Genomic DNA, 21,823 nt, shown 5'->3' with positions numbered 1-21,823 from the left:
GCTCAGGAGGACTGGGCCGTCCGGTACAGGTTCTGCGCGTCCGCGCCGAAGTACGGCCCGTACATGGCGGTCGGCAGGAAGTTGTACTTGAAGCTGTTCACCGAGGACTGCAGCCCCGTGCCGGTGGCCTCGTCGAACTGGGTGAACCAGGGCCCGCCGCTGGCACCGCCGGTCATGTCGCAGGTCAGGCCGTGGTCGCTGGACAGGAGGAAGTCCCGGTAGGTGGTACCGCTGCAGTAGACGAACTTCTCGCCGTCGTACGGGGCCGCGGCGGGGAAGCCGAAGGCGTACATGGCCTTGTTGTAGCCCGTGTTGAACGCCAGGCCCTGGCCACCGACGACATCGGTCAGCCGCTTGCCGTCCAGCGGGGCCACCACGGCCGCGCCGATGTCGTAGTTGATGTCCTCACTGGCCGTCCACTGCGGCGTGGACAGGGTCTTGGACGCCGCCCAGGTGCCGTACGGCGCCTGTCCGTCGTGGTAGCCGGGGACGAACACCCAGTTGGTGTGCCAGGAGCCCTCCAGCTTCACGCAGTGTCCAGCGGTGATCACGGTGCTCTTGTTGGCGCTGGTGACGGCGTTGCCGGAGCAGGAGGCGGTGCGGCCCTGGTAGCTGAAGAACACCCGCCCCGCGGTCCGCACCACTGCTCCGCCCCCGCTCCAGGGCCCGCCGCCCTGGGGAAAGGCGAGGGGGCCGACGGCGGAGGCCGGCGCGCTGGGCGAGACGACGGTCTTCTCGCCCTGACGAGGAGCCGACGCCGTCACGTCGGAGCGGTCGACGGACAGCACGTCGAGCGGTGTGGCCTGACGCATCCGCTGCGGGGTCCAGAAGTCACGGGCGCGTTCCTGGGCCGAGAGCGCCACCGCTCCCGGTTCCGGACCGGCGGTGCTCGCCGGAGCTACGACGACGCTGGTGCCCAGCAGCGCGGCCGCGCCCGCCAGAGCGCCGAGTACGGTGCGGCGGACGCGTATGCCGCCGGATGTGCGAAGCCGGGGGAGGCTGCCTTTCACGCGGTCTCCTTCTGCGATGAGGGATGGGCGGTGGGAGCCATCCGCCCGAGCCGGCAGGGTGGTGCTGCGTGCGGTCAGGAGGCAGGGTGCCATCCGGCGGCGTACTTGGACAGGTACACGTCAGTCCTGGTCCAAAAATGCACGGATCTTCCCCGTCGTTGATCGAGTGGTGACGGCCAGGACACGGGCGTACGGTCGAACGGTGGATACCGCAGTGGACGCAAGCGTTCACTGACCCCTCGCGAGGGCTCGCCCCCTTCCGAGAGCGCGACACGTCATGAGCAGCAGCCCGCAGCCGACCTCCGCACAACAGACCGCCGCCAGGGAAACCGGCGGCGGAAACGCGATGGCGCTACTGGTCATCGCGTCGTGCCAGCTGATGGTGGTGCTGGACATCACCATCGTGAACATCGCGCTGCCGCACATCCAGCGCTCCCTGGACTTCTCCACCACCAGCCTGTCCTGGGTGGTCAACGCCTACACGCTCACCTTCGGGGGCCTGTTGCTGCTCGGCGGCCGGACCGGCGACATCCTCGGCAGACGGCGGGTCTTCATCTTCGGGGTACTGCTCTTCGCGCTTGCTTCCCTGCTCGGCGGGTTCGCCCAGAACTCCGGCCAACTCCTCGCCGCACGCGCCCTCCAGGGCGTCGGCGGCGCCATCGCCTCCCCCACAGCTCTCGCCCTGATCAGCACGACCTTCCGCGAGGGCCCCGAACGCAACCGGGCCTTCGGGGTCTTCGCCGCGGTCTCCGCGGGCGGGGGTGCGATCGGGCTGCTCGCGGGCGGCATCCTCGTCGAGTGGCTGAACTGGCGGTGGGTGCTCTTCGTCAACGTCCCGATCGGACTGCTCATCGCCCTGGCCGCGCCCCGCTGGATCAGGGAGTCCGAACGCCACCCGGGCCACTTCGACATCACCGGCGCGTTGACCTCCACCGTGGGCATGGTGCTGCTGGTGTACGGCTTCATCAGGGCCGCGCAGGACGGCTGGCGGGACGGGCTCACGCTGGCCTCGTTCGCCGCGGCCGCCGTCGTCCTCGCCACGTTCGTCCTGGTCGAGAGGCGCTCCAGACAGCCGATCACTCCGCTGCACATGTTCGCCGACCGTAACCGCGCGGGCACCTACGGCATTATGTTGTGCCTCGCCGCCGCGATCTTCGGCATGTTCTTCTTCCTCACGCTCTTCGTGCAGAACGTGCTGGACTTCAGCCCGCTGCAGGCCGGGCTCGCCTTCCTGCCGGTGAGCGCCCTGATCGCGACCGGCGCCGGGCTGGCCTCGCGGTTCCTGCCGGTGTACGGCCCCAAGCCCTTCATGGTGCTGGGCGCGATCCTCGCGGCGTCCGGCCTGGCCTGGCTGACCCTGACCGATGTGCACTCCACCTACGCGGGCAGCGTCCTCGGCCCGATGCTCGTCTTCAGCTTGGGCATGGGCATGGAGTTCGTCTCGCTGACGCTGATGGCGCTCTCCAACGTGCCCGTCCCGGAGACCGGTGCGGCCTCCGGACTGCTCAACGCCACCCAACAGGTCGGCGGCTCCCTCGGGCTGTCCATCCTCGTCACGATGTTCGGCACGGCAAGCAACAACGAGAGGGAGAAACAGGTTCCGGACTTCCTGGCACAGGCGACCCCGGCCGAGCGCCTCAGCTTCAAGCGCACCGATCAGCTCCCACCGCCCTGGGGCGACGAGGTCCTCACGGCCGGGGTCTCGGCCGCGTTCGTCATGGCGGCGATCTTCACAGTCGTCGCCGCGCTGATCGCCGTCCTGGTCATCCAGGTCCGCCCGTCCGACCTGGAGCGTCTCAAGGGCGGGACGGGGGCCGGCCCGGTCTGAAGCACTTCGGCGAAACGAACGCCCGTCGCGTGAGAGGCATTTGCCGAAAGCGCTGCGCGGAGGGGTGACGAGACGTCACAATCCCGGTGCGGGCAGGCGATATGTGCCTGCGAGGGGGACGTGAAGCGGGGGGCTGTGGGTTTAAAGGTCTTCATCAGCCACGGGGCGGGCAAGGACGAGTGTGTCGAAGAAGCCCTGGAGCTGCTGGTACCCGAGCTGGAGCACCGTGGCTACGAGGTGTTCGTCGACGTGAAGAGCCTTCGCTCGGGGGACGTATGGGCAGAGCAGCTCTATATGGAACTCTTCCGCTGCGATGCCGCTGTGGTCCTGCTCGGTCCGCACACGGTCGCGGACTCCGAGTGGGTGCGCCGCGAGACCGAGATACTCATGGCACGCCATGTCATGAGGAGTCTGCCGCACGTACTGCCGGCTCTGTTGGGCGGGGCCGGGACCAGGGAAGCCAGGTCGAAGGGGTACGGCCCGCTGCTCCGCCTGCAGACCAAGATCCATGACCGTGCGGAGAACCCGAACCCGCGGCCGGGCCAGGCCGCCACCGTCCAGGAGGTCGTGGAGTGGTTGCTCCGCGAATTCGCGCACGTCGGGCACGTGAGCAGCGACGAATACGTTTTCGAGTGGGCTGACCGGATCGCCGACTACATCGATTCCGCCAGCGAGCGGAGTCACAAGCGTGTCGTGAAGACCGCGGAGCGGCTCGGCCTGCAAGGCGGCGATCTGCAGCAGATCGCGGCACGCATAGGGTCCCACCTCCTCCTTGCGTTCCGGCTGCTCGCGGCAGCGAGTCAGGGCGTCGTTCTCGCCCAGGCGCTGGCGGAGCTGCAACCCGCCCTGCGCACCTCCTCGCTCAAGCAGCTCGCCGAACAGTTGAAGCCCGGCTGGGTGGACGCCGACGCGGCGCGGTGCTTCCTGCCCGAGCAGACCCAGGAGGGCCCCCGAGGGCGGGTGATCATTTTTCCGGCGTACGACGCCTGGATGGCTGATCACCACGTGCAGCGCGCCTTGTTCGTGAAACCCATGAGCTGGCGCGGCGCTGCCCTGGAGGACGAGCCCGACCTGGCGCTCAGCGACGAGTCCCTGGCCGACTGGCTGTACGACGCCTGTCTGAGCAGCCTTGCCGGAGTGTTCCGGGCACCTCCGTGGGACAAGGAACTCAAAACGGTCCGCCATGACGAGCGCGTGACCCAGTACCTGGTGGTCAGCCGGGAGGATTACGCACTGGACGTGATATCCGAGGTGGCCAGAAGACTGCAGGCACGCTGGCCCTGGCTCGGCTTTGTGATTCTCACTCCTGAGGGCTTACCGGATCCCAAGGAGCTCGAAGCGAACGGACTGACCGACGCGATACGCGTCACTCCCGCGCCCGACGAAGCCACGCAGGCCGCGGCGTTCACCATGGTGAAGTCGATCGATGAACTCCTGGAGCAGTGTGCATGAATGCCGAAGTGGCCGAGACGAACGTGTCCGACATGCCGGATCGCCGAGACGGTCTGGTCTATGTGATGCCGCCCGACCTGAAGCTGGCCGTCGAGGTGGCGAAGGCGACCGGCAGGCCGCTGTTGCTGCGTGGTAATCCCGGCTCGGGAAAGTCGTCGCTCGCTCCTTATGTCGCCCGCAAGGCGAACTGGCGCTATTACGAGTACGTCGTGACCTCGCAGACTCGGGCGACGGATCTCCTGTGGACCTTCGACGGCGTTCGCCGCCTGGCTGACGCGCAGATGGCACGGTACACACAGCAGGAAGCGGAAAAGGTCGACGAGAACATCTACGTCGAGCCCGGTCCGCTGTGGTGGGCCTTCGCTCCGACATCGGCGGCGGACGTCGTCGACCAGGCCCGCACTGTGCGCGGCAACCGTCGCGCCGGCGGAGTGGACGGCGGCGACCCCCGCGACGAGCGGTGGAACCAGGGCCGCGACCACGACCACGCGGTCGTGCTGATCGACGAGATCGACAAAGCCGACCCGGACGTTCCCAACGGACTGCTCGTCCCCCTTGCCTCGAACGGTTTCACCGTCACGGAGACCGGCAGGCGGGTCGACGTCGAACCGCCCAAGCGGCCGCAACCGAGAAGGCCGTTCTCGCGCCACCTGGTCATCATCACGACGAACGAGGAAAGGGAGTTGCCCCAGGCGTTCCTTCGCCGCTGTGTCATCGCGAGCGCTCCCGAACCCGAAGCGGTGGACGATCTCGTCAAGATCGCCAAAGCGCACCTCCGGGCGCGTCTGCGGCGCGCGGTGGCGAAAGACGTCGCCCTGGCCCAGGCCCTCGCCGAGGAACTGCTGGAAGTGCGGGCCACGGCCATGCGGGACGGGATCCGCCCCCCCAGCACCGCGGAGTACCTCGACGCGCTGTGGGCCTGCCGCGCCCTCGGCATCCGGGTCGGAGGGGACGACGACCGGTGGGACAAGCTGCGTCACCTCACCCTCGTCAAGCCCCAGCACATGAAGGGCTGAGCCGGATGGCGAAGAAGTTCCCGGAGGGCGAGAACTGGATCGGTGACATGGCACGCGCCATGACCGCCCTGCCGTCCCTGGACGCCGCCGCCCTGCATAAGGTCGCGGCCATGCTGAGCCTGCGGCAGACAAGCCCGGCTCAGACCAGAAACCGCGTGAAGCAGGGCACGGCGGCCGCAGAAGTGGCCTCCCGCGCAGAACCCCACAGTCAGCCGCCCCCTCGTCAACGGCCGGACCAGCAGAACACCCGGGCGCGGCGCGAACCGGCGCCCCCCATGTCCCTCCTCGTCCCGCTCGGCACGGAACTGGCCGTCCAGCGTGCGTGGACCGAGCCCGTGCTCGCCGAAACACCCGCACGCCGTACCGTCACCCGCGGCGTCTACCAGTCGCTGCTGCCTCCCCGGTCCGAGCCGGCGATTCTCCGCCAGTTGCTGTCGCGCAGGGTCTACGAGGGGCCCATCGACGTGGAACGGACCCTGACCATCCTGACCAGCGGCCAGTACGTGAGCTACCTGCCGCGCCACCCCGTGCGCACCCTGCGATTCGGGGTGCAGGTGCTCGTCGACATCGGGGACGGCATGGAGTTGTTCCTGCGTGACGAGGAGGAACTGCTCAACCGGATCGCCGCCGTGGCCGGTCGGCACGCCTGCGACGTCCGGTACTTCGCCGACGACCCGATGTACAACGGAAGCGGCGCGGGCTGGACGTGGAAACCGTACACGGCGCCTCCCTTGGGCACGCGCGTGCTGGTGCTCAGCGACTTCGGGCGGCACCGCATCCCGCGGTCCCGAACCGGTGCTGATCCCGGCACCTGGCAGAAGGTGGTGACGATGCTCCACCGCGCTGGCTGCCTGCCCGTCGCCCTGACGCCGCTGCCGCAGAGTCTCCAGCCGCAGTGGCTGCGCACCCTGATGCCGGTCCTCACCTGGGACCGGACGACCACGGCGGCCACCGCGTACACGAGGCTGGCATGACCCGCACCCGCCTGAGGAACCATCCGCTGCGCAGGGATCCGTCCATCGACGACCTGCCGGAGACGGCGCGTTCCCTCGCGGTGGCCCTCGCGTCCGCTGTGCGTATCGAGCCCGAACTCATCCGGGCGATGCGTCTCCAGGTGCGGCCCACCCTGGACGTGGGGGCGGAGTCCGGGCTGTGGTTCGGCCCTTGGGCGGCTCATCGTGCCAGGCAGTACATGGCGCTGCGCCGCCCCGTGCTGCATCAGGCCCGCGCCCTCCTCGTCGACGAACTCGCCCGGAGCTCTCCCACCGATCCGATCCGGAGAGCCGGATGGGTCATCGAACAGGCACACCACCATCTTCCTCCCATCCTGGCCGTGGAGGAGCGCGTGACGTGGGCGGCGCTGACAGCCGAAGCGGGCATCGACCCACCGCACACGGCGGACGTCGACAGGCTGCTGCAGTCCGTGCTGCGCGCCGCCGTGGAGGATCCGCGTCGACGGGACGGGCTGCGCCGGTGGTTCGCCCACGCGTGGGAACGCCTGCCCCGGCGCGTCCGCCAGACGTCCACGGCACTGGACCTGAACGAACTGCTCGGCCCGCCCTCGCATCAGCTCTTCATCTCGGCGGCCGAGCAGTCGACTGTCTCTCCGGACGTCCAGGACGTCGTCCTGCCCGTCCGCCACGACGGCAACGTCATAGCGTTCGGCGATTCCACCTGGCCCGCCGACGGCATCCTCGTCCCGGACACCCAGCCGCGGATCCTGCAACTGGCTCATGACCTGGACGACTGGGAGAACGCCGCGGAAGTAAGGGTCCCACGCGGCGGATTCACCGCCGCGGAAGCCGCCCACGTTCCCATGTACGTGCGGACGGCGCGCGGCCTGGTGTACCGCGTCGGGGCTCCTGGCGGGTCGGAGGTGATCAGCCGGCCTCCCTCCGGACGTCTGGCCAGAGCACGCCTGCTGGGTCAGCCCATCGATGACCTGCACGATCGCGACTACCCCCACTTCGGCATCGCACCAGGTCTGCGTGACATCAAACAGACCGGTCTGCTCCTGCCTCCGTTGAACCCCTACCGGCCCACCCACATCGACGGAGCCCTGCGCAGCGCGATCACTCTGCCCTCCCAGAGCGAGATCGTGCTGGTCCGGGGTGCTCCCGGAAGCGGACGGACCCGAGCCGCATGGGAGGCTGTACGGGACACCCTGCCCACCTGGTGGATCTGGTCGCCGCCGCCCATCGACCGCAACCACACGGTCCTGCAGGCCCTGGCCGAGGACGGCATCGGCTCCCAGACAGTCCTGTGGCTCGATGACATCGACCGGGCCCTGGCGGACACGTACAACGGGGAGCAGCTGGCCGACGCCCTGCTGGACCTGCTCGACGACGCCGGCCGGCAACCCGTGCTCATCATGGCCACGGCCGCCGCGGCAGACACAGCGGCGTCCCGACTGGGGCCGTCGGCCACCTTGCTCCTGCGGCAGGCCCTGGCATTCGAGCTGACGACCTCAGCGAACGAGAGGGACTCACCGTATCCCCGTCTGTACCCAACCGGAACGCTGCCGCCTGCCCTGCCCGCCCTTGCAGGCCGGCGCAGCGATCTGGAGTCGATTGCCCACGGGCTCATTCCCGAGCAAGCGGTGCTGCTGCTCAGCGTGATCACCGGAGTGCCAGGAGCGGGCAAGACGGTCACGGCGGTTCAGGCGGCGCATCTGGCGCGTGAGCGGGGGTGGTTCGCCGGCGGAGTGCTGATGGTGACCGTGGGCACGGAAGGACCTCCGTGGGCCGCGCTGCTCCGGGCACTGGGAGAGGCAAGGCCTCAGCGCTGGGACGAGGACCACGCACGTCTCCTCTGCGCGGCCCAGCTCATGCTGCTGTCGGGCCCGAGCCGCCGGATCCTGCTCGTCCTCGACGACGTGACGCAGGAACAGCTGCTGGACGTCCTCGCCATCGCGCCGGCCGGCCTGGCCATACTGGCCACCTCCCGCAAATCCCTGAGCCTGACCGGTGCGACGGTGGTCGAACTCGGACCCCTGCCCGAGGCGGACGCCGTGCAAGTGCTGGAGTTCTTCCTGAAACAGCGGGACCCGGACGACCACCGTCTGCAGTCCCAACCGGAAGCGACCCAGAGCGTTGTGGCCCTGTGTGGTCACTTCCCCCTGGCGTTGGCGACCGCGGCAGCATGGCTGACCGCCGATCCGCACCGGAGCGTGGCCGACCTGGAGGTCATGCTGCGCCTCTCCTCAGCCCTCGAACTGCAGCACAGGGGCGAGCGCCCCGTGGCGCGGGCTCTGGAGCTGACCTTCCTCGGAGCAACCCCCACAGAACGCAGGGCCTTCTGCCTCCTGGCCCTGTTGCCCGGTACCAGCTTCACGAGCGCTCTGGCCCGGATTCTCTTGGGCGAGCGCAACAGCGTGGTGGGACTGCTGGACAGCCTCGCTCGGCACCACCTGATCAGCGAGCTGGACCAGCCCGGCCGTTGGGCCATGCATCCCATCCTGCAGACCTACGGCCGGACCATCGCCGATCAGCACATGACCAGGCAGGAAGCAGACGAGGCTCTGCGCCGGGTTATCGAGGCGCAGCACGCCGCCGCATTCGCGGCGGATCGGGCGTTCCGCAAAAACCTCTCCCACCAACGCGGTGGAACGGCCGCAGGCGAGCACGACAAGGCGATCACATGGCTGCAGGAAGAGCACGGAAACCTGATAGCGCTGAGCAATCAGTGTTTCGAGCGGGGGTGGGACGAAGAAGGTGCCGCCATCGCTCTCCGCCTCGCCTCCTTCCTCTTCCACCAGAAGGAGTTCACCCCACTGCTGCAGCTCATGAAGCGTGTCTATGAATGGGCGAGGGAGAGCGGCGACCGTGCCGCCGCGGCAGCCGCGCTGAACAACCTGGCGGTGAGCAGTGCCGCCACCGGTGACTTCCACACGGCCCGCTCCATCATGGACACCGCGGCGGAGCTGCTGGACGCCGAGCACCAACGAACCGAGTACCTACGTCTGCTGAGCAACCTCGGGGCGGTTCTCCTGGAGACCGAACACACCAGGGAGGCCATCACCCTGCTGACGGACGCCCTTTCGGAACACCGCCGCGAACGCCCCGTGGCCCTCATCTCCCTGTTGTGCAACCTGGGGGCCGCCCTGCACCAGGCGGAGCGGACCGATCAGGCGCTGCAGACCCTGCAGCAGGCGGAACAACTTGCCGCCCAGTATTCGCTTCCCCCTGCGGAGGAGGGTGCCCTCCTGCACAACCTGGCGGAGGTGCTCAAGGCCCTGGGACGCACCGAGGAAGCAGCCGAACGGCTCCAACTCGCGGCCCGCCTGTTCGATCAGCTGGGGGACCAGGTCACCGAGGCTCGCCTGCACCGGGAACTCGGCGCGCTCTTCCTCCAAACCCAGCGCCCGGAGGAGGCACACCACCACTTCATGACCGCCCGCCAGCTGTTCACGGCACTGGGTGACCCCATCGCCGAGGCGCATGCCTGCACCGACTTCGGCCTCGCCCTGCACAGGCTCGGTCGTCACGAGGAGGCGCTGGAACAGATGCTGTCGGCGCGCACTCTGTACGAGCGAGGCCAGAACGACCAGGAGGCGGCCATTTCCCTGCGGAACGTCGGCACGATCCTGCTCGACATGGGCCGTTACACAGAAGCGATCCCGGCCCTGCGCAACGCCGGAGCGCACTTCGAGGCGTTGGGCGACCAGCAGGGTCAGGCCCAGGCGCTGCACCGTCTCGGCAACGCATGCGAACGGCACGGCGACCTTCCCTCCGCGCTCGTGGCGTTGTCCGGCAGCGCGGAGCTCTATCAGCAACTCGGCATCGAGCAGACGTACACACACCGCGGAGCGGTCGACTCACCGGCCCCGGCCGACGCGATGGTCGCTCAGGCCCATCTGGAGAACGATCTGCGCGACGAGATCGACGCCCTCACCCATGACCTTCTGCGGGTGAGCCACCTGCTGACCGCCGCCGACGATCACACCCGGGCCGAGGCGGCGCTCCGCGCCGCGGCTCACCTGGTCCGCCGCCCCTCAGCATGAGGCGAAGGCACCCGACGACTGACTGGGGCCGTCCTCGGCGCCGCCCGAGATGGAGTAATGCGCCTCGACCGCGGGACGCTCCTGCACTGCGGACACCCTCAGCAAGCCTGTGGGAACGCTTCCGCGTGACTCGTAGGTGAGGTGTCCCGCCGCCTGGTTCGCCCAGGCCTCCAGCGCCGCCCGAAACCCGTCGTCCCGCCGCGCCCGCTCTGCCAGCTCGGTGAACAGAGTCTGGGCCGCCTCCACGCTGTACGGCGCGTCCGCGAGGACGCTCAGCCTCCGAGCATCCGGGCCGGCGAGGGCGCCGGATCCCCCCATACCGCTCACGAGCGACTCAAGCTTGCGCCACAGCGCAGCTCCCGAACCAGTGGCCTCCAAAGCCACCTTCACCAGTAGTGCCGCCGACACATGTACCGCGCCCACTGGGTCCCCCCTTGTCCACCAGCCGCAGGATGCCGGGGCCGTGCAACCGGCATCGATTGCGTTGTTCGTACCCGTCACAACGACTGCGGAAGCCTGAAGCGCCGGGCTGTCATCCGCCTGGCTGCCCTTGTCCCACGGATGGAGCAGACGTCGACAACAGATCCGAACCCGGAGGCGCGCCCCCTGCCGCCCCCGACCTCAGACGCTCGAAAACCAAGTCGAACGTGAAGCCGGCCGTGAAACCCAGCGGAATGGTGATGAACAGCAACCGCCGGACATCCAGTCGCTCCATCAGGGTAGGGACACTCAGCAACTGAGAGGCGACGTACAACAAAACCGTAACCAGACCGGCTCCCAAACCGCGAATACAGGCACGTGTCCAACGGGACTCGGTCTCGAACGAGTTCCGGATGACCGCGCCCGCGACGGCGGCCAGCAGCGGCGCACCGACGAGTACGGAGAGATTGTGCGGGTCCGCCTCCCTCGGCGAGCCGGCCGTGACCAGGCCCGCCACGGATGCGCACATGCACAACACGGCGACCAGCCACCCGGCCGCGGACGCCCATGCCGCCGAACGCCTCTGCTGCTCTTCCTCCCGTGTCTGCGCGTCGCGCCGTTGCAACTGCCTGCGCAGGCATTCCACCAGCCGCGGCGCCGTGTCCACCGCCCAGTTCCCGCCGAGGAGCGCGATATCGGCATCGTCGGTGTCGTTCCTGACCTTGTCCAGGTTCACCCACACCTGGCTCGCTCCACCACCGAACGCGGCCACCGGGAGCACCGGAATCCGTTGTGCAAGGGCGATGATCCCCGCCACGCGCGTGGACTGGCCGCCGCCCACGAGCAGCACACCGTCGCATTTCAAGAGGGTCCGGTAGTAAGCGACTTCCCATTCGCCGCTGGTGTCCCGCACCACGTCCACCGTGACATGACTGCCCTCCGGCAGGGCGAAGTCCACGTCCCGGTGACGAGGCGGGAACGCGGCGACCCGGCCCGGGTTGTCCGCGCTGCATCCCTCCGCGTATCCCCGGACCACGTCCGCTTCCACGTACTTCGGTTTGCTGGAGAAGACCGCCACGTCACAGTTGGCCCGTGCCAGTTCCTGTCCCAGCCGGCGGCAGGCATCCGACGCCTCGTCGACGGCTTTCAGCGGGGGCACGATGGTGCGGGTCGCGTCGACACTGCCAACAATGGCAATCAACGGTCGTGCGGGGCGACTTGAGGACATGGGGCAGTTTAGGCACAGGCATATTTCCCGCGACCGGGAATCTTCAGAACTGCGCCGGTTCGGTCGACGTCAGAGGTAGGTGCTGTTGAGATCTCCGAGCCGGAGCAGCAGCCTCCCTTCCGGGAGCGTCGGGGGCGGGGCCAGCAGCTCGTAGAGAGGCTCCCCGTCCGCGCCCATGACGTTGGTGTCCACGTGCAGGAAGAGAACACCGGGCCAGTCCGAGGTCAGTTGTCCCACGAGGTCTCTGTCGACGACCCCTCGCAGGAGGAAGACGATGGGGCTGTCTCCGCCGCGCTCCGCGAGGGCCTCTCTGAGCTCGTCGTCACTCAGTTCCCCGTCGTCCACGCGGAAGTGCTCCTCCGACAACGTCCGTCGGACCTCCCGGCGCAGCCGCGTTCCCCAGTCCTCCGGTTCCATGGGTGCGATGTCGTACGTACACCACACCCGGGGAGTGAGACAGGCCCGTCGTACGTAGAGCTTCGCCGTCCGGATCTTCTCCACCGGCAGAGCGGCGCTGCAACGGGAGGCGGAACCGCTGACGGCCAGTACCTGGGCCGCGGCCTCCTCCGGGATCGACGTCCATGCCGTGCTGACGTCGATGGCGTCCTTCCGGAATTTCTGGCCGAGCTGCGCGCCGACCTGCTCCAGGAAGGCGCGCATCCGGTTGTGCTCGGCCGTGATGAGCGCCCGGGCGATCTGCCTCGGCAGGTGCCGCTCCGCGTGCGGTGCCACATCGACGGGGAGGGCCTTGGCGGCGACGCGGAGACTGCCGTCCGTGAGGAGGCTCAGGCCGTCCGCGAAGCGGCCCTCCAACGCCGCGTAAGGGTGGTAGCCGTACTCCTCGTGCAGAGCCCTGAGCTGGGTGAGGACGGGACCGGGAAGCTCGCAGTCCGCCGACAGGAAGTCGTACTGCAGGCTCGGCAGACCAGTGTGCCGGAGCTTGCTCTCCATGACCTCACCGGCCCGGACGTCCTCCATGAGGAGTGCCTGGACCGGCATTGCGCCCTGTGAGTCGGCCCGTCTCGCCATCACGACGCCGACTTCCAGGAAGACCCAGGGCGCCTTCAGAGCAGGCCGGGACAGCAGGACCAGGCATCCGTGACAGCGCATCAGCTTGCGCTGGATCTCCGGGCGCCACTCCTCGCCCTTCCGGATGTCCTCGCTCGCCACGAAGACGTCGAAACCCGCGTCGACGAGAGTGGCCTTGATGGACGACAGCGTCGCGAAGTCCGCCTCGCTCTCGGCACTGTGGCTGAAGAAGATCAGCGGCTTCGGTCGCTCCTCATCCCTGGCCGTGGTCATGACGCCCGCAGCTGTATCCAGTAGAAGCCGTGCCCGCCGAGCGTGAGGAGGTACGGCAGCTCGCCGACTGCGGGGAAGCGGACCCCGCCGGTGAGCTCGAAGGGAGACCGGCCGATCAGATGCCGGAGGTCCAGATCGACCGGCTGGAAGAACCGCGAGAAGTTGACGACGCACAGGATCATGTCGCTGCCGTGCTCGCGGACATAGGCCAGGACGGACGGGTTGGAGGAATCCACTTCCGTGTAGCTGCCGAGGGCGAAGGCGGGATGCCGTCGGCGTAGGTCGATCAACCGTCCGAGCCCGTGCAGGAGGGAGGTCGGCAGGGACATCTGTGCCTCGACGCTGGTGGCCCGCCAGCCATGGAGGGGATCGGCGACGACGGGCAGGAACAACTGGCGGGGGTCGCAGGACGAGAAGCCGGCGTTGCGGTCCGCGGCCCACTGCATGGGTGTGCGCACCGCGTCCCGGTCGCCCAGCCAGATGTTGTCGCCCATGCCGATCTCGTCCCCGTAGTAGAGGATCGGCGAGCCCGGAAGGGACAGCAGCAAGGAGGTGAGCAGCTGCACCTGCTTCGGGTCGCTCTGCAGCAGTGGCGCCAGCCGGCGGCGGATTCCGGTGAGACCGTCGGTCATCCGCGGGTCCGGGGCGTACTCGGCGTACAGGTACGCGCGCTCTTCGTGCGTGAGCCTGTCGAGGGCGAGCTCGTCCCGGTTGCGCAGGAAGAGGCCCCACTGGCAATCGGGCGGGATGGTCGGTGTGGTGGCCAGGGTCTCCGACACCGGATGCCGTGACTCCTGCCGTATGGAAAGGAAGGCCTGCGGTGCGAGGGGCTGGTGACAGACCATGTGGCACTCGCGCTCGCCCTCGGCAGGGGCCCCGAAGTACCTCGCGAGGTCGGGCAGCCACTCGTCGGCCTCTGCCAGGAGGACCGCGCCGTGGTGTTCGGCGTCGATGACGGAACGGATCGTCCTGAGGAGCAGGTGGCAGCGCGCGAGACGGTACTCGTCGCCGGAGCGGGGCAGGGAGGTCACCCGGACGGCGTCCAAGCCGAGGCCGAGCCAGAAGCGCAGGGCGGAGACCAGCTTCTCGTGGACGGCCGGGTTCTCCAGATTCAGGGACGGTTCGTGAGTGTGGCGGCCGTGGGCGTAGTACTGCCGGCGTGAGGGGGAGAACACACGGTCCTGGCCGTCGTCGTCGTACCAGTTGTAGTAGTCGCCGTAGGGGCCGTCGGGGTCTGTGCTGGACTCTTCGAACCACGGGTGCTGGTCGCTGGTGTGGGTGAGGGCGACGTCCAGACAGACACGGATTCCCCGTTGGTGGGCGGCATCCACCAACTCGACCACGTCGGCCAGGTCACCGAGGGCGGGATGGACGCCGGTGTAATCGGAGACGTCGTAGCCGCCGTCGCGCCAGGGGGAGGGGAAGACGGGAGACAGCAAGAGGCAGTCGATGCCGAGCCACTGCAGGTAGTCCAGCTTCGCCGTGACGCCTTTCAGATCACCGATCCCGTCACCGTTGCTGTCCTGGAAGGAACTGACGAGGACCACGTAGAAGACGGCGCGCCGGTACCACTCCGGGTCCTGCACCGCGGGGGTGTTCGGGAGGTCCTCCGGGACGGGCTGGTTGACGATCACGGTGGTATCGCTCCTTGCTGGTCACGTGCGGCGCACCCGTAGCCACAGCGATTGGTGTCCCGCCAGGGTGATCAGGTACGGCAGTTCCCCGATGGCCGGAAACGGGACACCGCCCGTCATCTCGGTCGGCGTCAGCCCGATGAGGTCCCGCAGCTCGAACTCCGAGGGCTGCGGGAAGCGGGAGAAATTGAACACGCAGATCGCGGACTCGTCCTCGTGCTGCCGGAGGAAGGCGAGGACCGCGGGGTTCGAGGAGGGGCACAGGGTCATGCCCGTGCCGCGCCTGAGGGCTGGGCTGTGCCTGCGGACCTCCAGCATGCGCCGGGTCCAGAGCAGGAAGGAGGCGGACGACGACATCTGCGTATCGACGTTGGTGACCTGATGACCGTACAGCCCGTCCGTGACCGAAGGGAGGACGGTCCGGCCAGGGGCGGCAGGCGAGAAGCCGCCGTTGAGGTCCGGGGTCCACTGCATCGGTGTGCGCACGGCGTTCTCCCCGAGCCGGAGGTCGTCGCCCATGCCGATCTCGTCCCCGTAGTACAGCACGGGGGGCCCGGGCAGGCTCAGGAGCAGGGTCGTCAGCAGTTCCATCCGGCCGCGGTCGTAGTCCAGCAGGGGTGCCAGCCTGCGCCGGAGGGCTGTACGTCCGTGCTCCGGGTTGCGGGTCAGGAGACGGTCGCGCAGGTCGGCGGATGTGTGCACCAGGTCCAGGTCGAACTGGTCGCGCAGGAAGAACGCCGACGGCGTGGGCGTGCCCGGGCGACGGTTCTCCAGGAGTTCCTGCAGCGGGTGACGGGAATCCCGCTCCAGGGCGGTGAGCACGGTCGCCGGCAGGGCCGTCGACAGCGTCAGGTGGTAGGGGCCGCCGCCGGGGCGACGGCTTTCCGGCTCCGGTGCTTCCCCCGGCGCGTCCGGCAGTGGCCGGACGACGAGCACGTGGTCGGGGTGATGCCGCGTCATCCGAGCACGCAGCTCGTCGGCCAGCCGCCAGGCCTCCGGATCAGTGGTGCTGTCCAGGCACAGACCGTCCAGGCCCAGGTGCAGCAGTCCCTCCAGGGCCGTCGGGAGATGACGACGCTGTTGCGCCGAGGTCCAGCTCAGGGGCGTTTCCACGACGAGTCGCAGGGAGCGCGCGTGACACTGTGCTGCCACGTGCTCCAGCCGATCGACCGGTACGGAGGTACCGAACATCGGGAAGTACGCCGGCGTCTCGGGTGCGTCGGCGACGAGCGCCTCGGGGAAGGCGAGCAGTACGCAGTCGATGCCGAGCCACTGGAGGAAGTCCAGCTTGGCGACCAGACCGTCCAGGTCTCCGATCCCGTCGCCGTCGCTGTCCATGAAGGCCGGCAGCCAGACGCGGTAGAACACGGCCGTCTCCCACCAGGTCGGCTGCGGTGATCTGCCTGGCCGGTCCACCGGGGCCAGGCGTGCCCGCTGTCCGCCAGGGGCCGTCAGTTGTACGGGCCCGCCGGTGACGGCGACCAGCACCCGGCGTGCCTCCGGGTCGGCAGCCAGGGCGCTCACGGTGCCCGGCAGTACTGCGGCCACGGTGCTGGACCAGGTGCCGGAGGGCCGGCATTCCAGGCGCCAGAGCGTGCTGTTCCCCGCGAAGACGCAGATCCCTCCGCCGACGGCGCGAACGAGCAACTCGGGGCCACTGTGCGCAGGGTCGGTGGAGAGCGGTAGGAGAGCAGCAGCTCGCCGGGGCAGCAGCGTCCGCACGGGCGGGGACCCGACCCCGTCCTGGTCGTGAGGGAGGGGCCAGGTGGCCGTGCCGTACGGGCCCGGCACCGACTGCCTTCCCTGGGTGCGGGCCGCCCGGACGAAAAGGCCGGACGCTTTGCCCGCAGGGGCACGACTGGCCGTGGGCATGACCCGGTCGGTTCCGTCGGCCGTACTCACCACCAGGTCGGCATCAGGGTCGGAGAACCGGAGGGAGGTCACCTCGCTGTCGAACCGCCACTGCCCCGGCGATGTGCCCGAACCGGGGTCCCAGAGTTCGAGGACCGGGCCCGAGGCCACCGCCACCAGGTCCCCCGTCGGCGAGACGACGATCGGACCGGGGCCCCGGCCGCCACGAGCTTCCTCCTCCTCTCGCCCCAGCCGCCGGACTTCGTCCTCGCCGGTGGTGCCGATGAGCACTCTTCCGTCCGCGCACAGCGCGGCGAAGCAGCTCAGCGACCGGTCCGCGGCCAGGGCGACGACGGCCCCCTCGATGCCCAGGGGCTGCTGGTCCGGCTCGTCGGGTGCCGACCAGTGCAGCGTGGTCAGGGGCACCTCGTGCGTTTCCGCGCGGCGCAGCCGAACGGTGACGGGGACGCCTCGCGCCCCTTCGATGTCCACCTGCAGGCTCAGCGGCAGCGGCTGGGCCACCTGCCAGGTGTGCGCCCCTTCCCCGGGCGGCACGCCGAGCGTCACTCCGGTGCGTGTCAGCCGTACGCCCACCTGAGTGGTCCCGAGGGGAGGCACCGTGGCCGAGCCCTCAGGACCCGGGCGGGTCGGCGGCTCAAGCCCCAGACAGGCGGCCGCCGCTTGGTGCAGGAACCGGGCGGGCTCCGACTCCCGGACGGACCGGGGGAGGCCGGGCAGCACGGTCAGTGCCCAGCGGCTCAGGTCGTCCGCACGTGTGGGCTCGTCGAGAATGGTGCGGAGCACCCGGCCGAGTTCCGTGTACGGGCGGGACGCGTCCCCCGTGTCCATGACGGATCTCAGGATCAGCCGTTCGCACAGCCGCACGGTCTCGGGGGCGTGGTCATGCGCCCGGGCGATGATCTCCCGGCTCTGTCGCAGGGTGTCCGGATCTTCAGCCAGCCGCTCGCGCAGCACCTCGGCGACATCCGTGTCGAGCACGACCCTGCCGAAGCTGAAGGAGTCGACCAGAGGGCCGAAGCACAGGTTGGCCTCCAGCGAGGCCGGGGCACCGGGCAGGAAGACGAGCCGGGCGGTGCGCAGCAGTGGGAGCTCCACGTACAGCGCGAGCGAGACCACCTCCGCGAGCCGGACGATGTCGGGCCGCGTCCTCGCCAGCAGGGCCCGGGCGTACGTCGTGTTCTCGTCCGCGCCGAGGTCCCGGTGTCTGTTCCTCACCAGCGCCTCCTGCCGGGCTCGGACCGTTTGACCACCGCGTGCCTGAGCAGCGAGGCCGTCGTCGTCCGGCTCATCTCGATCAGGACGAGGCTCCGGCGCAGTTCGGCCGGGTAGGCGGTCACCGGGTACGGCGTCAGGCAGAGCGGCAGGCCCCCACCGCGCGCCGCCATGGCGGCGAAGCGCAGCCAGGCCTCCGCCGGGCCGTCGGAGTCGTCCCCGTCCTCGGACCCCAGCGTCAGTCCCAGATCGCTGAAGGCCACCACAGGCGTTCCCGGATGGGGCGGACGGTAGGGGGCCCAGCGGTGACGCGGTCCGGTGCCGGCGAGTAGGGGAGAGGTCGAGAAGGACAGGATCTCCAGCCGGTCACTGCTGTGCAGACGGCGGAAATGCGCGCGCAGCCAGTGGCGGTCGGCCTGGTAGGGCGCCATGCCGGGGCCCATGTCCAGCAGCAGCTGCACCCCCAGGCGGCTGCTCAGCCGTCTGCGGTACGGCACGCGTGTGAGTACCCGCCCGCACAGCATCGCGCGCAGGACCGCGCCGAGGTCCACCTCCCGTGTGGCGTCGGGGTGTTGGGAGGCGGCGTGGAAGATGCCCGGTGCCCAGCGGGGAACGGTCAGGGGCACGTGCGACTCCTGGTGGCCCCGGTACGCGAGGCCGTCGTTCCGTACCGCCGGAGGCGGGCCTCCGGGTACCAGTGGGGTCTGGGCCTCCAGCCATGCCGGGTAGTGCCGGGTGTCGGCGACGGTGAGCTCTTCCAGCACCGACGGGACGTCCTCGGCCGGCGCGGCGGGGCGGTCGGGAAGAGTGCGCCGCCCTTGCGGTGCCGACGGCGGGGCGGCTTCCGCCGCCGGGGACGAAAGCCGGGAGGCGACGGAGGGCGTCACGGTGGCGAACGGAGCGCGCTCCTCCGCGGCCGCCCCGAGGTCGTGGCCGAGCATCCTCGCGATCGCCCTGGCTGTGCGCGGGTCCTCGGGCCGGAGGACAGCCAGGGCCCGTGCGACGTCGCCCAGGCCGATCTCGCGTTTCATCTCAGCGCTCTTCGCCGAGCCGGCCCCGGTTCTTCAGCAGCGTCACGCGCGTCAGCAGCGGCCAGACCTGGGGGGAGTCCGGGGTGACGCCCAGTCTCAGACAGGCGCGGACCGTGTCGAGGTACTCGGCGGTGCTCAGCCCTTCGCCCTCCGCGGTCCCCTCGCTCCGCAGCCGCTGCAGGTGCGATGCCACTGCTGCGGCCAGTGCGTCCGTGCCTTCCCCGAAATGGGCTCGCGCAACCAGCAGGAGCTGGTCCGTGGTCGGGGGCTTGACGGTGGTGGTGACACAGCGGCGCAGGAAGGGGCGGGGCAGGTCGCGTTCGTTGTTGCTGGTGATGATCACGAGGGGGGACTCGTTCTCGGAGGCGTGCACCGTTCCCCCGAAGGGAAGCCGGAAGCTCAGGGTGTCGAGCGGTTCCAGAAGGCTGTTGGGGACATCGGGGTCCGCCTTGTCGATCTCGTCGATGAGGACGACGGCTGGCCTGTCCGCGGCCGGCCGTGCGGCTGCGGCCGTCCTGCCGCCCGGCTGCGTCTGTGGTGCGAGTCCGAGGTTGAACGCCTCCCACAACACGCCCGGTGCGTAGTAGGCGGCCTCCTTCCTGAGTCTGCGTGACTGGGCGTCGTGGAGGCGGCGCAGGCCGTCGTAGGTCCACAGCAGGTCCGTCGGCTCCGTGCGCGCGGTGACGACGTACGGACAGAACCGCCGGTGGAGTTCCCGGGCCGCGCTCCTGGCCAGTGAGCTCTTCCCGCAGCCGGGTGGCCCGAACACCAGCAGGGGCCGCCGCGTGGCCAGTGCCACGTTGACGGCGAGGACCAACTCCTCGTCGTAGAAGACGTAGACGCTGTCCGTCGAGTCGTCCGGCACGGCAGGGCCGTCGTCCGCGGACGCCGGCACGGCAGGGCCGTCGTCCGCGGACGGCGGCGGGCCGGGAGGGGGAGGGTTGAAGAGCTTCGTGTACTTCATACGGCTTCCCCCGGTCTCGGACCCCGTGGCTGGGCAGCAACACGCATGTGGAAAGGCGTGGTTGGCCCCTTTCCCCCGGTTCGAGTGTATCGAGCGCCCCTGGGCAGCACCCGCAGATCGGGTATCGGGGTCCGTTCACGGCCGCAGGTCCGTGGCCGCCCGGAAGGACGATTCGCCTGCCCTCCGGGTCAGCCACGGGTCCGAGTGATCAGTGTCAGCCCACCGTGCAGTTGGAGCCGTTGAGGGTGAAGGCCGTGGGGCTGGGGTTGCTGCTCCCCCGCGTGGCCGTGAACCCGAGGGTGACCGAGCCCGACGCGGGGATCGCCGCGGTGTACGAGACGGAGGCGACGCTGACCTCGGCGCCGGTCTGTGTCGCGGTGCCGCCCCACAGGCTGGAGATGCGCTGACTGTCGGGGAAGGTCCAGCGGAGCGTCCAGCCGTTGATCGCCGCACTTCCGGTGTTGCGGAGGACGATCTCGCCCTGGAAACCGCCGGGCCACTGGTTCGTTACCCGGTAACCGACCCCGCAGGACGCCGTCGATCCGCCGGAGGACGTGGTGACGGTCACCGTGCCGGAGCGCTGCGAGCGGTTGCCGGCGGCGTCGCGGGCGTAGACGGCGAACGCGTAGGAGGTGGACGGGGTGAGGCCGGTGACGGTGGCGGAGGTACCGGTCGTACTGGTGACGGCCGTCTCGGTCGTGCCGCTGACGCGGACGACGTCATAGCCCGTGACGCCGGTCCCGTCGGTGGCGGCGGACCAGGTCAGCTTCACGGAGGACGAGGTCACGTCCGAGGCGGTCGGTGTCCCGGGAGCGGTCGGGGGAGTGGTGTCACCTCCGCCGGAGGAGTAGACGGTGGCTTCCTCCGAGGTGGCGGCGATGCCGTTCGCGCCGTTGAAGACGCGCCGGCCCCAGGAGCTGAGCCGTGTGGGGTCGAAGTCGGTCGCCAGGTCGAGGATCGGGTCGGTGTTGCCGCTCCAGGACCAGGCCAGATAGCCGAGTCCGAGCTGCTGGGCGGCGGCCATCATGGTGTCCTCGTCCGGGTCGCCGTACTGGTCGGGCGGGCCTCCGAACTCGCCGATGAGGAGGGGCAGTTTCGCGTTGACGAAGGCGTTCAGGTAGTCGGTGATCTCCTGGGCCGTGTCGTACACGCTGTACATGTGGATCGAGAAGATCAGGTTTCCGGTCGGGTCCGCGTCATAGACGGACCGGGCGTTGGCGCGCATGACGCCCTGCCAGTCCTGGCCCCAGTTGGGAGCGTCCACCATGATCGTGTGCGCGAATCCGGCGTTGCGCAGCTTCTTGACGGCCGCGATGGTGGGGTTGGTCCAGCCGGCCGGGTTGGTGTTGCCCCAGGGCTCGTTGCCGATGTTGATGATGACGTAGTTCTCTTCGCCGGTGAGCACGTCCTTCAGGCCGATCCAGTAGTCGGCCGCGTGGTCGAGGGTCCCGGCGGCGGCCTCCTCTCCGTAGCCGGTGGTGTCGTGCACCTCCAGCACGCAGATGAGCCGGTTGGCCTTGCACTGCGCGACGATGCCCGCCACGTCCTGGGCGCTGTTCCTGGTCCAGCGATGGCCGTCGGAGAGGACGACGCGGACGGTGTTGGCACCCAGCTTCTTGACGTCGGCCAGCGACTGCGTCTCGCCCGGGTACCAGGTGTGGGCGTGGTTGACGCCACGCATCACGAAGTCGTTTCCGTTGCCTTCCAGCAGCCGGCCGTTCTGGATGTGCAGGCCGGTGGCGGCCGCCTGGGCAGGCGTGGCGAAGAAGAGCAAGGGGACGAGGAGGCTCAGGAGGGCGCCCACCAGGGCGGCCGCTCTCGGGGCGGTGCGGATGCGGGATCTCACGGCGGC

At 69.4% G+C, this 21,823-nt stretch carries 14 protein-coding genes; 5 read left to right on the top strand and 9 right to left on the bottom strand.

The window, feature by feature from the left end; translation table 11 throughout:
* Positions 1–2: 2 nt before the first annotated feature.
* Positions 3–1,010 (bottom strand): peptidase, encoded by a 1,008-nt coding sequence (locus tag NW895_RS16175; RefSeq protein WP_289936238.1) that lies wholly within the window; start codon positions 1,008–1,010, stop codon positions 3–5.
* Positions 1,011–1,287: 277 nt separating this feature from the next.
* On the opposite strand from NW895_RS16175, the gene NW895_RS16170 reads away from it, so the two are divergent.
* The 5 genes from NW895_RS16170 to NW895_RS16150 all read left to right on the top strand — a co-directional run bounded on the left by NW895_RS16170 (position 1,288) and on the right by NW895_RS16150 (position 10,308).
* Positions 1,288–2,838 (top strand): MFS transporter, encoded by a 1,551-nt coding sequence (locus tag NW895_RS16170; protein WP_289936237.1) that lies wholly within the window; start codon positions 1,288–1,290, stop codon positions 2,836–2,838.
* A 135-nt stretch (positions 2,839–2,973) separates the two neighbouring features.
* Positions 2,974–4,290 carry a toll/interleukin-1 receptor domain-containing protein gene (locus NW895_RS16165; protein ID WP_289936236.1) on the top strand — a complete coding sequence of 439 codons (1,317 nt, stop codon included), beginning with the start codon at positions 2,974–2,976 and terminating at the stop codon, positions 4,288–4,290.
* A 32-nt stretch (positions 4,291–4,322) separates the two neighbouring features.
* Positions 4,323–5,306, top strand: a complete 984-nt coding sequence (locus NW895_RS16160) for a MoxR family ATPase (RefSeq protein ID WP_289936235.1) — start codon at positions 4,323–4,325, stop codon at positions 5,304–5,306.
* A 5-nt stretch (positions 5,307–5,311) separates the two neighbouring features.
* A complete protein-coding gene (locus tag NW895_RS16155; protein ID WP_289936234.1) occupies positions 5,312–6,280 on the top strand; it encodes a hypothetical protein in 969 nt (322 codons plus the stop codon).
* Entirely contained in the window at positions 6,277–10,308 is a 4,032-nt protein-coding gene (locus NW895_RS16150) for a tetratricopeptide repeat protein (protein WP_289936233.1), read from the top strand. The genes NW895_RS16155 and NW895_RS16150 overlap by 4 nt, the downstream gene beginning before the upstream one ends.
* On the opposite strand, the gene NW895_RS16145 is transcribed toward NW895_RS16150, so the two are convergent.
* The 8 genes from NW895_RS16145 to NW895_RS16110 all read right to left on the bottom strand — a co-directional run bounded on the left by NW895_RS16145 (position 10,300) and on the right by NW895_RS16110 (position 21,817).
* Positions 10,300–10,635, bottom strand: coding sequence for a hypothetical protein (locus NW895_RS16145; RefSeq protein ID WP_289936232.1), 336 nt, complete (start codon positions 10,633–10,635; stop codon positions 10,300–10,302). The two genes, NW895_RS16150 and NW895_RS16145, sit on opposite strands and share 9 nt — an antisense overlap.
* Before the next feature lie 205 nt (positions 10,636–10,840).
* Entirely contained in the window at positions 10,841–11,956 is a 1,116-nt protein-coding gene (locus NW895_RS16140) for a hypothetical protein (protein WP_289936231.1), read from the bottom strand.
* A 69-nt stretch (positions 11,957–12,025) separates the two neighbouring features.
* Complete coding sequence (locus NW895_RS16135; RefSeq protein WP_289936230.1) at positions 12,026–13,258, bottom strand: toll/interleukin-1 receptor domain-containing protein; 1,233 nt, start codon at positions 13,256–13,258, stop codon at positions 12,026–12,028.
* Positions 13,255–14,892: an alpha-amylase family glycosyl hydrolase gene (locus NW895_RS16130; RefSeq protein WP_289936229.1), complete on the bottom strand. Its 1,638-nt coding sequence runs from the start codon at positions 14,890–14,892 to the stop codon at positions 13,255–13,257. The genes NW895_RS16135 and NW895_RS16130 overlap by 4 nt, the downstream gene beginning before the upstream one ends.
* A 21-nt stretch (positions 14,893–14,913) precedes the next feature.
* The gene (locus NW895_RS16125; RefSeq protein WP_289936228.1) at positions 14,914–17,979 is read right to left on the bottom strand and encodes an alpha-glucosidase C-terminal domain-containing protein; all 3,066 of its coding nucleotides are present in this window, start codon (positions 17,977–17,979) and stop codon (positions 14,914–14,916) included.
* Positions 17,976–19,007: a hypothetical protein gene (locus NW895_RS16120; RefSeq protein WP_289936227.1), complete on the bottom strand. Its 1,032-nt coding sequence runs from the start codon at positions 19,005–19,007 to the stop codon at positions 17,976–17,978. The genes NW895_RS16125 and NW895_RS16120 overlap by 4 nt, the downstream gene beginning before the upstream one ends.
* 1 nt (position 19,008) lies before the next feature.
* The gene (locus NW895_RS16115) at positions 19,009–19,971 is read right to left on the bottom strand and encodes a MoxR family ATPase (protein ID WP_289936226.1); all 963 of its coding nucleotides are present in this window, start codon (positions 19,969–19,971) and stop codon (positions 19,009–19,011) included.
* A 214-nt stretch (positions 19,972–20,185) separates the two neighbouring features.
* The gene (locus NW895_RS16110; RefSeq protein ID WP_289936225.1) at positions 20,186–21,817 is read right to left on the bottom strand and encodes a cellulase family glycosylhydrolase; all 1,632 of its coding nucleotides are present in this window, start codon (positions 21,815–21,817) and stop codon (positions 20,186–20,188) included.
* Between the last annotated feature and the right edge of the window lie 6 nt (positions 21,818–21,823).

Source organism: Streptomyces sp. S.PNR 29 (assembly GCF_030386795.1).
Lineage (GTDB): Bacteria > Actinomycetota > Actinomycetes > Streptomycetales > Streptomycetaceae > Streptomyces.
This window is presented reverse-complemented; position numbering and strand designations above follow the sequence as displayed.